The following is a 12890-nucleotide window of genomic DNA, read 5'->3' on the forward strand; positions in this document are numbered from 1 at the left end:
TACAATTATATTGTAGTTAAAGGCTTTTATTTGCGATTACGCGCTTTTTAATACAAAATTATTGACGATAAAGCGGAAATCAGCTAAAATCGGGCTTAATGATTCAATAATATTGTATTAAAAATTACCATGGCTATGTATTTAGCATCGCCGTATATTTAGCCGATAAGGAGCGAAATACGATGAGTCAATTGGAAACGCAACCCGGACACGGCAAGGAAAACGGGCAAGCCGGCGGGACCGATCAAACGCCGCGAAACGAATATCCGCGCCCGCAGTTCGTCCGCGAGGACTGGATGACGCTCAACGGCACGTGGGAATTTGCCTTCGACGATGCCGACGCCGGAGAGCGGGAGGGCTGGCAGGGCGGGGCGCATGCGCTGCCGCAGCGGATCGAAGTGCCATATACCTTTCAGAGCGAGCTGAGCGGGATCGGCGACCCGTCCTTTCACGACATCGTGTGGTACCGCCGCAGCTTCTCGGTCCCGGCCGATTATGCCGGCAAGCGGCTGCTGCTGCACTTCGGCGCGGTGGACTACGAGGCCAAGGTGTGGGTCAACGGCACGCTCGTCGCGACGCATGAGGGCGGGCATACGCCGTTCCGGGCGGATATCACGAACGCGCTGAACACAGGCGGCGAGCAGACGGTCGTCGTCCGGGCGCTCGATTACAGCCAGGACGTCACGCTGCCGCGCGGCAAGCAGTACTGGAAGGAGCACTCCAAGGGGATCTTCTACACGCGTACGACGGGCATCTGGCAGAGCGTCTGGCTGGAGCCGGTGGCGCCCGTCAGCATCGGCCGCATCCGGCTCACCCCGGACATCGATCGCAATGAGCTGCGGCTCCAGGCCTGGATCGAAGGGCTGGGGGCGGCGAGCAAGGCCTCGCTCCACGTGACAATCGCGTACGCGGGCGAGACGGTGGCCGAGGACGCGATCGCGCTCGCGCAGCCGACCGTGACGCGGGCGCTGGGCATCCATGACTTCAACGATCACAGCCATGGCCGCTGGTGGACGCCGGAGCATCCGCACCTGTACGATATCACGTTGACACTCCGGGTCGAGGGCGCGGAGGTCGATCGGGTCGCGAGCTACTTCGGCATGCGCAAGGTGTCGATCCAGGACGGCGTGCTGCAGCTCAACAATCGACCGTATCCGATGCGGCTCGTGCTCGATCAGGGCTACTTCCCGACCGGGCTGCTGACGGCGCCGGACGACGAGGCGCTGCGCCGCGACGTCGAGCTCACCAAGGCGATGGGCTTCAACGGCGCGCGCAAGCATCAGAAGATCGAGGACCCGCGCTACCTGTACTGGGCGGACCGGCTCGGCCTGCTCGTCTGGGGCGAGATGGCCAATGCGTACCACTTCACCGAAGAATATGCCGGACGCGTGACGCGGGAGTGGATCGAGGCGGTCGAGCGCGACTACAACCATCCGTGCCTCGTCGCCTGGGTGCCGCTCAACGAGAGCTGGGGCGTCGTCAACATCTGCAACGATCCGCAGCAGGAGCAGCATGCGCTGGCGATGTACCATCTGACCAAGTCGCTCGATCCGACGCGTCCGGTCGTCTCCAACGACGGCTGGGAGCATACCCGCACCGATCTGATCACGATCCACGACTACGCCTGGCAGCGCGAAGTGCTGGAGGCGCGCTACGCCGAGCGCGAGCGGGCGCTGCAGGCGCGGCCGAGCAACCGCTGGGTGCTCGTGCCGGGCTATCCGGACGAGGGCCAGCCGGTGCTGCTGACGGAATTCGGCGGCATTGCCTTCAAGAAGAGCGAGTGGGAGGGCTGGGGCTACTCCGGCGCCCAGGACGAGGAGGACTTCGCCCGGCGGCTGGCCGATGTCATCGAGCCGGTGCGGCGCGCGCCGGTGCTCCAGGGCTTCTGCTACACCCAGCTCACTGACGTCGAGCAGGAGATCAACGGCCTGCTCACCTACGACCGTCAGCCCAAGCTGCCGCTCGAGCAGATTCGGGCAATCGTCGAGGGCTAAGCCTCAATTCCCCTTCTTTCTTCCCCGCGCGGGAAGCGAGAAGGGGGATTTTTTTAGGATCGGCGCTTGCGATAGTGCAGCGGGCTGAGCCCGAGCTTGCGCTTGAAGAATCGCGAGAAATGCGCAGCGTCGTAAAAGCCGAGGCGGCGTCCGATCGTCTCCACGGGATCTGTGGAGGTGCGCAGCAGCAGGCATGCCTCGTCCAGCCGGATCCGATTGAATAGCGCGATCACGCCGCAGCCGAAGCACTGGCGGCATCGCCGTTCCAGGTGGGCGCCGCTCATGCGCATCGCCGCGCACAGCTCCTCCAGCGCGGGCGGCGCGGCGAGGCGTGCGCGCAGAGCGGCAACCAGCGCCTGCTGGAAAGGGTCGGCGCGCCCCGGCGCAGGCTCGGGCTCGGTCGCGGACAGCAGGAGGCCGTCGAGCGTATGCACCAGCTGGAGCCGCGAGCGGGGGGAGAGCGCGCGGCCCTCCTGCCAGAGCAGCTCGCCGGCCTCATGCCACTGGGGCCGCTCCAGGATGGCGAACGTCCGCGCGTGCGCGTCCAGCATCTCGACGATCCCGCGCGCATCCCGGCATGCGCGCAGATTGATCCCGATCTGCCTGTAGCCTGCCGGCGTGCGCAGGGCGTGGATGCAGCCGGGCGGGATCAGCGCGCATTGGCCGCGTCCGAGCAGATGCCGGCGCCCGCCCGTGGTCAGCTCGAGACTGCCGTCCGCTACGAAGATGAGCTGATACCACTCATGGAGATGAGCCTCCATCTCCCATCCGGGCGGACGCGCGTAGAAGGCCACCTCCCGATAGGGCTCGCCGGTCAGACCGACCACGTAATGCCCCTCCAGCTCCTGAAGCCATGCTTCCATCGTGCCCGCCCCCTGTCCGTGTCGCTCCGATCCTGGCCATGCAAGGTACAATCGCTGTATGAGTCATAAGGTGATCCAAAAGGTGATCCGAATATACAAAAAGGCGAGCCGATTGTCAATGTCGTGTCCAAACGGACTCTTCTATAATGGAAGGGAAGAGGGAATCCGAAAGGGGCACGAACTGATGAACAGGTACTTGCCGGATGGACCGGGCGTCGGGACAGCAGCTGACGACATACTCTCCTCACGCATTGCGCGGGCTGCGCCGCCTCGCACCGCTCAGCCGGACGAAGGAGGCGTTGCGCGTCTCACCCGGATCTCACCACTGGACGATTATCATTATTTTTATGGCTACTACGACACGCCCGCCTGGAGCGGAGATGATCGCCTGCACCTGTGTCACCGCGTGCGTTTCTTCGATCGGCTGCCCCAGCCTGGGGACGAGGCCGAGCTGGGCGTCTTGGACGTGGAGAAGGGCGTCTTCACCCGGCTGGCCGTGACGACGGCCTGGAACTTCCAACAGGGCGCGATGCTGCAGTGGCACCCGCAGGACCCGTCCGGCCGCGTGCTGTTCAATATGCGGACGGCGCCGGATCGTGCAGTCGGCGCGATGCTACGGTTGGACAACGGCGAGCTGCGGCGCTTCGGGCGACCGATTGCCAATGTCGATCCATGCGGGCGTTGGGCGCTGAGCGTCGACTTTGCCCGTATGTACAATTTTAGGCCGGGGTACGGCTACGCCGGGCTGCGCGATCCGCATGTCGCCGAGACGGCGCCAGCTTGCGATGGCATCTTCCGGATCGATCTGGAGACCGGCGCGGAGCAGCTCGTGCTCTCTTTGGCCCGGCTCGCCGAGCTGACTGGCGCCGCGCGACACGCGCCTGGCGCACGGCTGCTCGTGAATCACGTGACCTTCAACCCGGACGGCAGCCGCTTCGTCTGTCTGGTGCGGCACGAGCCGTTGACGGCCGGCGGGAGCTGGGGGACGGCGATCGTCACGGCCAATGCCGACGGGACGGATCTCTGCCTGCTCGCCGGCTACGGGTACGCCTCCCACTATTATTGGCGCGATCCCGCACATCTGCTGATTCATGCGGCGCTGCCCCGCGCCCAGGTGTCCGCGGGCACGCCGGGTCCCGCGTCGCGCGCAGCAGGCGACATGCGGATCGAGCGGGAGCCGGGCGCGGCGGAGGATGTGGAGGAGACAGCCGCGCAGGACGGGCTGTACGTGCTGCAGGACCGCACCGGACACTGCGTGCAGGTGGACCCGGCGTTCTTCCTGCGCGACGGGCATTGCAGCTATTCGCCGGACGGCGCCCGCGTGCTGTACGATAGCTATCCCGACGAGCGCGGGTACCGTCACTTGTATGTGTACGAGCCTGCTGCCCGTGCGGGCGTCCGATTCGCGTCCTGCTACTCGGACCCGGTCGCGGACGGGGACTATCGCTGCGATCTGCATCCGCGCTGGAGTCGGTCCGGTGCGCGCGTCTCCTTTGACTCCACGCACGAGGGCGTGCGCGCCATCTATGTGGCGGAGATGCCGAGGCAGCGGGGGTTGCGCCGCTAATCAAGCAGCTGGAGCTGTGGATGTCAACCGCGATGCAGATGGGTATACTGGTGAAAAGGAGTTGACCCAAGTGAAGCACGAGGAACGTAAGGAGCGCATGAACCGCATGAACGTCCAGGACCGCGAGGAGCACGTGGATCGTATTCGCTATTTCATCGGTCTCGCGCCCGACGCAGCTGCCCGTGCGCGTCTGGCCGAAGCGGCGGCGGCGCGGCAGCGTGACTGGCGCTTCGCCAAGTGGACGCATCCGCAGGACTTCCATATTACGCTTGCTTTTCTGGGCGATCTACCGCTGCCGCGGGCGGCCGCCGTGCGGGAGACGCTGGATGGCTATGTCTGCGCCACGGCTGCGTTCGAAGTGCGCGTCACGGGCTGGGGGACGTTCGGTCCGCCGCAGCGCCCTGCCATCCTGTGGGCGGGCGTCGCCGCCTCCGAGGGGCTGGGCGCGCTGCACGGCGAGTTGTGGCAGGCACTCGCGCCGCTTGGCTTCGAGCCGGAGACGCGGCCGTTCCGCCCGCATCTGACCGCGGCGCGGCGCTCGCAGGGCACGACGGCTGCCGACGTGGCGGCTATGCAGGAGGAGCAGGAGGCGCGGGAAGCGCTCGGAGTAGAGTGGGAGGCGCGGGAGGCGGTGCTGCTGCAGACGCATTTCGGCCGTCGGCCGGCCTACGCGCCGGTGCTTGGGCTGCCGCTGCGTCCGCGCGTCTAGCTGCCAGTGGCGGCGATGCGTGTCTGACCGCGGCAGCGGAGCGGGTGCGCTAGCTGACCCTGGGACGCGTGTGGGGGGCGGCAGCGTACGCTTAATTCGGTTGCGGGGTCTCGGCCGCGCACGTCCCGACGAGCAGCAGCTCGTGTGCAGGCGTATGCAGCTCGCCCAGCGCAGGATACAGGCTGTCCCAGAAGGCCTCCAGAATGAGCTGGTGCTCGTCTCTCCCCAGCATCGTATCGGCAATGCGGTCGTCCAGCATCAGCAATCCTTCGCCGATCGCGATGCCGACCGCGGCGGAGGTGACGCTTTGGCTCACCGAGAAGACCGCATGCGGCAACGCCGCCTCGAATGGCACATAGTACCCTTCAGCCGTCACCATGCCGCTGCGCAGCAGCATGAAGCTATGCAAGTTGACGCGGCAGCGTGCCGCTCATCGGGCGCACCGGCAGCAGGCGCCCGCTTCTTGCGCCGGCAGCTGACAATCCTTTGCTGCACCGGTTGCGCTGGCGCGGACGTAGAGATTGAGGCCAGGCATCATGGGGAGCACGCTCCTTTTCGCTTTTTTATCATCGTAGCGTATGGAACGGGCGACGGGTAGCGGTTCACGTGCCGAATCGCTCCTTTTTTTGCATTCTTTGTCCTCGGGCGCAAGAAAAATAAAAAAACCGGTCAGGAGCAATATTTCAACATTCCGAGCTGTATTTGCGGTACGATGATAGTGATGATAGAGACTCCAGTGACAAAGCTGCAAGGCTATCGGAAGGCGAAAGCCTTGCCGATTCGGGCATGGCATCAGGCTGTCGCCGGAAGCCGCCGCAGCGTACGACTTGCAGACAGCGAAAAGACAGCGAAAGGAGCATAAGCGATGCAGCTATTTCTGATCGGAGATTCGACCGTTTCCGGTTACGGGGAGGACGCCGCGCCGCGCGCCGGGTGGGGACAAGCGTTGGGCCGGTATTTGGACGACCGGGTCGAGGTCGTCAACGAGGCGGCCTCGGGACGCAGCTCGAAGAGCTTCCTGGCCGAGGGCCGCATGGAGCCGGTCACGGCCGGACTCCGGGCAGGCGATTATCTATTCATCCAATTCGGACATAACGACGAGAAGCGCGAAGATCCGTCGCGTCACACAGAGCCGGAGACCACATTCAAGCAGCATCTGACCCGCTATATTGAGATTGCGCGGGCGGCCGATGCGACGCCGGTGCTGCTGACGCCGGTCGAGCGCAGGCGCTTCGTCGCCGGGCGCGCTGCGGACACGCATGGCGGCTATGCGCAGGCGGTCCGTACGCTGGGGGAGGATCTGGAGGTGGCGGTCATCGATCTGGCGATCAGCAGCCGGGAATTGTACCAGTCGCTAGGCGAAGAGGCGTCCAAGGCGCTGTTCATGTGGCTGCGTCCCCGGGAGAGCGTCAATTACCCGGAGGGCGTGGCGGACAATACCCACTTTAGCCTGCGCGGCGCAGCGGCGATCGCAGGTCTGGTCGCCGAAGGCATTCGCGCCTCGCAGCTCGGACTGCGCGCTTATTTGCGCCCGTCCGCATCACCACGCGCATGGATATCAGATCAAGGAGACGGTACATATGTCAATCCGGTGCTGCACGCGGATTATTCCGACCTGGACGTGATCCGTGTCGGCGAGGACTTCTATATGACGGCTTCAAGTTTCGGGCATCTGCCGGGTCTGCCGATCCTGCATGCCAAGGATCTGGTCAACTGGACGCTGATCAATCATGTCCTGCCGCACATGACGCTGCCCGGCTATGAGCGGCCGCAGCACGGCGGCGGCGTATGGGCGCCGGCGCTGCGCTTCCACGCCGGCAAGTATTGGGTATTCTACGGCGATCCGGACGTCGGCATCTTCATGAGCACGGCCGAGGACCCGGCCGGGGAATGGACGCCGCTGCACCTCGTGCAGGCGGGCAAGGGGCTGATCGATCCGTGTCCGCTGTGGGACGACGACGGCCAGGCGTATCTGGTGCACGCCTTCGCCAAGAGTCGCAGCGGCATCAAGCACAAGCTGCGGCTGTGCCGGATGGCGCCGGACGGCAAGCGGCTGCTGGACGACGGTCCGATTATCTATGACGGGACCGAGCATCATCCGACGCTGGAGGGTCCCAAGCTGTACAAGCGGGACGGTTACTATTACATCTTCGCCCCGGCCGGCGGCGTCGCGACGGGATGGCAGACGGTGCTGCGGTCCACGTCGATCTACGGTCCGTACGAGGACCGGATCGTGCTGCAGCAAGGCGACACGCCGGTCAACGGACCGCATCAGGGCGGCTATGTGGAGCTGGACTCGGGGGAGTCGTGGTTCCTGCACTTCCAGGACAAAGGCGTCTACGGCCGCATCGTCCACTTGCAGCCGATGCGATGGGTAGATGGCTGGCCGCGGATGGGTACGTCCGCTGTGGTCCGGGGCGTCGAGGAGGCGGCTGGTGAGGCGATAGCCGGCGCAGCCGTCGGCGAGCCTGTACTGCGCCATACCAAGCCGAACGTGGGGCGGACGTACCCGACGCAGTGTCCGGATGACTCGGATGCCTTCGACGGGCCAGCGTTCGGGCTGCAGTGGCAGTGGCAGGCCAATCCGCAGCCGCACTGGTACGCGCTGCTGCGCGATCCGAGCCGCCTGCGGCTGACCGTTGCGGCTGTGCCGGAGGAGGTAGGCGCGACCGCCGCGGGCAGCCCGGCGAGCAGCGGCACGGAGGCAGGGGCGGCCAGCGGCGATCCATCCGTCCTCGGGGCGCCCGCTACCGGGCGCCCATCCGGCGAGCCGGTGGCCCGCACGGAAGCTGTCGAAGCCGTCGCCGCGACGACCGGGCTCTACCACGCGCCGCACCTGCTGCTGCAGAAGTTCCCCGCGGAGGTCTTCTGCGCGGAGACGAAGCTGGATGCGTCAGCCTTGCGTCCCGGGCAGCGGGCGGGACTGATCGTGTTCGGCTACCGCTACGCCTATGCGGGGCTGCGGTCGAAGGCGGACGGCAGCGGAGTCGAGCTGATCCTGGCCGAGGGCGATGCGGACGGCGAGCGCGTGCTGTGGTCGACGGACGTGCCGGCTGCGCAGGCGACCTTGCGCGTCGAGGTAAGCGCCGGCGCCGCTTGCGCATTCGCCTATGCGCTTGAGGACGAGCGCTTCCTGCGTTGCAGCGGGGACGCGCCGCCCTTCCAGGCGACGGAAGGGCACTGGGTCGGGGCCAAGCTCGGTCTGTTCGCCGCAGGCGAGAGTCCGGCGTCGCACCAGGGCCATGCCGACTTTGCGTGGTTCCGCGTCAGCGGCTAGTCGCGCAGCCAAGCATCTTGCATTGCTTTACATCCCGAAACAGTCCAAACAGCCCGAAGGGCCGCGGCATCCGAATCCGGATGCCGCGGCCCTTCGGGCTGTTGCATCCGCTCCAGTCAGGATTTTCATGCGCCACCCTCTCCGTGCTCCGTGTCTATCCTTATTATGCCCGGGCGCGGCGGCCGATTTCAAAAGTAACAGACGCAGCTAAATTGAATCTCGCTTTTTCGTTGCGAGGCTGTGAACGGGCATGTCTCGAGCAGGGATGAGCATGGACGAGTGGCGGCGCGTTGGCGGTGGCGCGTTTGACAGGCGGGGAGCCGATTCGGTATGCTGGGTGGTGGTCAAGCAACCGAAGGAGGAAACCAACATGAATCTTACCGAATGTTTGAAGGAATTGAACATTGAACTTCCCGGCCCGTCGCCGCTGCAGCTGCCTTTTGCCGCTGGCGTGGTCTCCGGCAACCTGGTGTTCCTGTCCGGCCAGACGCCGACCGTGGACGGCGTCCCGCAATATAAAGGCATCGTCGGCTCCACCGTGAGCGTCGAAGAGGCGCAAAAAGCGGCCGAAGTATGCACGCTCAACCTGCTCGCCGCACTGCGCGATCTGACCGGTCTGGACCGGATCAAGCGGGTAGTCAAGGTGAACGGCTATGTTGCGAGCGATCCGGCCTTTACGGGCCAGCCGCAGGTCATCAACGCGGCCACGACGATGCTCAACGGCATCTTCGGCGAAGCGCTGCCGCATGCCCGCGCCGCAGTCGGCGTCGCGGCGCTGCCCGGCGGCGTCTCGGTCGAGATCGAGATGGTCGTCGAGCTGGAGGACTGATCGAAGCGCCGGCGTCGCTGACCACGTCGGCGTCGCTGGCCTTGTCGGCCTCGCCAGTATCGCTGATCTGCCAGCCTCGCTGGCCCCGCCCTGCCTCACGCCATTTTTGGCGTCCGGGCGGGGCTTTTTTTAAAAAAAGGAATATGTGGGATTGTTTAACTTGTTATGGCCGCGCGGCGCAAGCAGCAGCCACACGGCATGTCGGCCCGTGGCCGAAATTTTGCGGATTGCACAGGTAATTTTTGGGCAACCTGAAGCGACCGCAGATCATCGGATGTGCGGGAGCGTCATCCAGCAAGTGGCGGTTGACAGAGTGAAGCGCTTCCGTTAGTATAAAAGACGTCAACTTATGACCATAAAATTAAAAAGTAGAAGTGGAAAGGGTGGTATTTTGATCTTTTTGTGGGTTTTTAGAATTAATCAGATCGATTTATGATAATTTTGGATTGACTTATGAATTTTATGGTCAAATGATGGTGTGACTTGTCTTATGGCGGTGCGACTCGGTTTATGAATGAAAGCGTTTTTTAAATTGGAGAGGGGACATTACGATGCAATACAAATCGCTGGATACGAAAAAGATAGTCTTTGGTTTGCTTGCGGCAATTCTCATGACGGTGCTGCTGGCCGGATGCGGAGGCAACTCCAATTCATCCGCCGAAAATGTCGAGTCTCAAGCTAACAATGCGGAGCATACTGCCGATTATCCCAAAAAAACGATTGAAGTCATTGTGCCCGCTGGCGCGGGGGGCGGGACGGACGTCGCGGCGAGGCTGGTTAGCCAGTACTTGCACGAAGAACTCGGCGTTTCACTTGTCGTCGTCAATGTCAACGGCGCAGGAGGGACGCTTGGCACGCGTCAGGTCAAGGATGCGGAGCCGGACGGCTACAAGGTCAGCTTCTACAACGAAGGCACGATCCTCAATGAAGTCATGGGTGTGGCCGACTATGGCATGGATGCGTTCAAGCAAGCCGGGATTGCGATGGATGTCAATTCGGTCGCCCTCGTGTCGAGCAGCAAATTTGAAAGCTTCGAAGCGATGATGACCTACGCCGAGGAGAATCCAGGAAAGCTCAAGTTCGGCGTCGAGATGGGCACCTACACGCAGTTACTGGGCGAGTATATTGAGCAGCAGCGCGGGGTCGACTTGCAATTGGTTGATGTGGGCGGCGTTAATGCCGCGATTGCTTCGTTGGCCGGCGGCCATGTTGATTTTATTCAGTCTCCGCTGGGGGTTGCCAAGGACTATGTCGAAAGCGGCGAATTCAACAGTCTGGTCGTGCTCGGCGAGCAGCGTTATGACAAGCTGCAGGATATTCCGACCCTGCAGGAGCAAGGCGTAGATTTTGTCCTGCCTAAATTTTATTACTTCGCTTTCCCGAAAGAGACGCCGGACGAGATCGTCGACGTGTTTACTTCAGCCCTGGAGAAGGTGACGGCCGGTCCGGCGTTCGCGGAGCGCGCCGAGGGATTATATCTGACGCCGAATTATCGCAATCCGGAGGATTCGATCGCCTTGTTCGAAAAGTACAAGCAATTGTTTGAATCCTACCAGGAGCAATGAGGACGGGCAAGATGAAGAGCGGGATTGAAGGGAGGGATATCCATGCTTAACCGGTACGGGGATATCATTTTCTCCGGTGCGCTAGCAGTGATTGCGATCATCTATCTCGGTCTGTCCTTTAATATTCCACAAAATTCCGCCATGCCGTATGGGTCCGATCTGCTCCCGAAGCTGGCCGGCGCGGGGTTGCTTGTCGCCTGTATCGCCGTCCTCATCGGCGCGACCAAGAGGCTTGTGACCGGCGCTTCGAAGTCCGCCCCAGCCGCTTCGCCGGCTGCCGGGGTCGAGGGCGAAGAAGCGGAAAGTGCCGCGCCGCCGTCCGATTACCGCAAGGTGTTGTACACGTTTATGTTGATTTTGCTGTATGTCGCGCTATGGGAGACGATCGGCTTTCTGATCATGACGGCTATTTATTTGTTCTTCCAATTCATCGTGCTCAGCGATCGGTCGGAGCGGCGTTATGTCGTGTTCGCGGTGACTTCGATCATCACGACTGCGGCGGTCTATTATGTATTTGTTCAGGTGCTGAGTCTGACGATACCTGGCGGCTTATTGGGATAGGAGGGGATATAAATGCCAAGCGGATTGCTCGAAGGCGCCTCAGCCGTCTTTTCCATTGAAGTGCTGCTGCTCGTCACATTCGGCGTGCTGGTGGGGATTCTGTTCGGGGCGAGTCCTGGACTGACCACCTCAATGGGAATTGCCCTGATGCTGCCGATTACGTTCGGCTTGCCGCTGGTCGAAGGGATGGCGCTGCTGCTCGGCCTGTATATCGGCGGCGTATCGGGTGGATTAATTACTGCCATATTGCTTAATATTCCGGGGACACCGGCTTCGATCGCTACGACTTTCGACGGCTACCCGCTTGCTCGTAGCGGCCAACCGGGCAAGGCGCTCGGGACGGGCATCCTGTTTTCGTTTATCGGCGGAATCGTGAGTTTGATCATTCTGGTTACCGTGTCGCCGTACCTGGCGAAAATTGCGATTAAGTTCGGTCCGGTCGAATATTTTGCGGTTAGCTTGTTTTCGCTGACGCTGATTGCGGGACTGTCCGGCGACTCGCTGCGCAAAGGCGCGGTCAGTGCGCTGCTTGGCGTGCTCGTCACGACGGTCGGCGCGGCGCCGATCGACGGTGTGCTCCGCTTCACTTTCGGCAATCACCAGCTCGACGGCGGGCTGCAACTGCTGCCGGTGCTGATTGGCATCTATGCGATCACGGAGGTGCTCAAGACCGCGGAGCTGAAGCCGGACAAGCTGGCCGAGGTCGTCGTCGGCAAGCTGCGCGGGTTCGGACTCAGTATGAAAGAGTTCGGCTCGCAAACGTGGAACGCGCTGCGTTCCAGCCTCATAGGTACGGCGATCGGGGTGCTGCCAGGGCTCGGCGCCGGCGTGGCGAATATTATCGCATATTCGGCGGCGCGTAAGCAATCCAAGCAGCCGGAGAAGTTTGGCAAGGGCTCGCTGGAGGGGCTTGTCGCCTCGGAGAGCTCCAACAATGCCGTCTCCGGCGGCGCCATGATTCCGCTGCTTACGATGGGTATTCCGGGGGACGCTGGCACGGCTATCTTGCTTGCTGGTCTGATGATACAGGGCATTACGCCGGGACCGCTGATGTTTAGCACGAGCGCAGATATCATTTACGGCATTTTCATTATTTTGTTGATCGCAAATGTTGTGATGATTGTAATGGAGTTTTTCGGACTTCGCGTGTTTCTGAAGCTGCTCAAAATTCCGAAGCACATTCTGCTGCCGATTATCGTCGTCATCTGTACAATCGGGGCTTTTAGCACGAATAATCGGATGTTTGACGTGTGGACGATTCTTTTTTTCGCGGCGATCGGGTATGCCCTCTATAAGTTCAAGTATCCGTCCGCACCGTTCATTCTCGGTTTCATACTCGGCCCGTTGCTTGAGACGAATCTGCGTAGAGGCATGATGTATACGTCGGGCGACTTTTTGCCGTTCCTGACGCGCCCGGCCTCCGGGCTGTTCATGCTGCTGACGGTTGTGTCGGTGGCGGTGATCGTATGGGGTAAGTACAAAAAGCGTCGGCAAGCGCCTGCCAATCGCGCGGGCTGAGCAGATA

10 protein-coding genes and 1 pseudogene are annotated in these 12890 nt (G+C 62.4%); 9 read left to right on the forward strand and 2 right to left on the reverse strand.

Translation table 11 applies throughout. From position 1 onward, the window contains the following. Positions 1-296: 296 nt before the first annotated feature. Positions 297-1994 carry a glycoside hydrolase family 2 protein gene (locus tag IDH44_RS15690; protein WP_223869732.1) on the forward strand — a complete coding sequence of 566 codons (1698 nt, stop codon included), beginning with the start codon at positions 297-299 and terminating at the stop codon, positions 1992-1994. A 53-nt stretch (positions 1995-2047) separates the two neighbouring features. On the opposite strand, the gene IDH44_RS15695 is transcribed toward IDH44_RS15690, so the two are convergent. Beyond that, the gene (locus IDH44_RS15695) at positions 2048-2857 is read right to left on the reverse strand and encodes a helix-turn-helix transcriptional regulator (protein ID WP_190919230.1); all 810 of its coding nucleotides are present in this window, start codon (positions 2855-2857) and stop codon (positions 2048-2050) included. A 184-nt stretch (positions 2858-3041) separates the two neighbouring features. Here IDH44_RS15695 and IDH44_RS15700 point away from each other — a divergent pair, with 184 nt between their 5' ends. Next, complete coding sequence (locus IDH44_RS15700; protein WP_190919232.1) at positions 3042-4424, forward strand: TolB-like translocation protein; 1383 nt, start codon at positions 3042-3044, stop codon at positions 4422-4424. 70 nt (positions 4425-4494) lie between these two features. Continuing rightward, complete coding sequence (gene thpR, locus IDH44_RS15705) at positions 4495-5133, forward strand: RNA 2',3'-cyclic phosphodiesterase (protein ID WP_190919234.1); 639 nt, start codon at positions 4495-4497, stop codon at positions 5131-5133. A gap of 91 nt (positions 5134-5224) precedes the next feature. Here the strand turns inward: thpR and IDH44_RS15710 are convergent, their stop codons facing one another. Further along, complete coding sequence (locus tag IDH44_RS15710; protein WP_190919236.1) at positions 5225-5542, reverse strand: hypothetical protein; 318 nt, start codon at positions 5540-5542, stop codon at positions 5225-5227. Between the two features lie 456 nt (positions 5543-5998). On the opposite strand from IDH44_RS15710, the pseudogene IDH44_RS26630 reads away from it, so the two are divergent. The 6 genes and pseudogenes from IDH44_RS26630 to IDH44_RS15735 form a co-directional block, all read left to right on the forward strand. Then, positions 5999-6595, forward strand: a pseudogene (locus IDH44_RS26630) (rhamnogalacturonan acetylesterase); the annotation flags it as partial. Positions 6596-6688: 93 nt separating this feature from the next. Beyond that, positions 6689-8410 (forward strand): glycoside hydrolase 43 family protein, encoded by a 1722-nt coding sequence (locus tag IDH44_RS15715; protein ID WP_397326791.1) that lies wholly within the window; start codon positions 6689-6691, stop codon positions 8408-8410. A gap of 370 nt (positions 8411-8780) precedes the next feature. After that, positions 8781-9239, forward strand: a complete 459-nt coding sequence (locus IDH44_RS15720; protein ID WP_190919239.1) for a RidA family protein — start codon at positions 8781-8783, stop codon at positions 9237-9239. A gap of 551 nt (positions 9240-9790) precedes the next feature. After that, the gene (locus tag IDH44_RS15725) at positions 9791-10804 is read left to right on the forward strand and encodes a tripartite tricarboxylate transporter substrate binding protein (RefSeq protein ID WP_190919241.1); all 1014 of its coding nucleotides are present in this window, start codon (positions 9791-9793) and stop codon (positions 10802-10804) included. A 42-nt stretch (positions 10805-10846) separates the two neighbouring features. Then, positions 10847-11365: a tripartite tricarboxylate transporter TctB family protein gene (locus IDH44_RS15730; RefSeq protein WP_190919243.1), complete on the forward strand. Its 519-nt coding sequence runs from the start codon at positions 10847-10849 to the stop codon at positions 11363-11365. A gap of 12 nt (positions 11366-11377) precedes the next feature. Continuing rightward, the gene (locus IDH44_RS15735; protein ID WP_190919245.1) at positions 11378-12883 is read left to right on the forward strand and encodes a tripartite tricarboxylate transporter permease; all 1506 of its coding nucleotides are present in this window, start codon (positions 11378-11380) and stop codon (positions 12881-12883) included. Positions 12884-12890: the final 7 nt, after the last annotated feature.

Origin of the sequence: Paenibacillus sabuli, from assembly GCF_014705605.1 — a bacterium.
Lineage (GTDB): Bacteria > Bacillota > Bacilli > Paenibacillales > Paenibacillaceae > Paenibacillus_D > Paenibacillus_D sabuli.

Bases quoted from the DNA above. Each gene is read 5' to 3' on its own strand.
- IDH44_RS15730 (WP_190919243.1), top strand. From the start codon at position 10,847: ATGCTTAACCGGTACGGGGATATCATTTTCTCCGGTGCGCTAGCAGTG.
- IDH44_RS15720 (WP_190919239.1), top strand. From the start codon at position 8,781: ATGAATCTTACCGAATGTTTGAAGGAATTGAACATTGAACTTCCCGGC.
- IDH44_RS15690 (WP_223869732.1), top strand. From the start codon at position 297: ATGACGCTCAACGGCACGTGGGAATTTGCCTTCGACGATGCCGACGCC.
- IDH44_RS15700 (WP_190919232.1), top strand. From the start codon at position 3,042: ATGAACAGGTACTTGCCGGATGGACCGGGCGTCGGGACAGCAGCTGAC.
- IDH44_RS15695 (WP_190919230.1), bottom strand. From the start codon at position 2,857: ATGGAAGCATGGCTTCAGGAGCTGGAGGGGCATTACGTGGTCGGTCTG.
- IDH44_RS15735 (WP_190919245.1), top strand. From the start codon at position 11,378: ATGCCAAGCGGATTGCTCGAAGGCGCCTCAGCCGTCTTTTCCATTGAA.
- IDH44_RS15725 (WP_190919241.1), top strand. From the start codon at position 9,791: ATGCAATACAAATCGCTGGATACGAAAAAGATAGTCTTTGGTTTGCTT.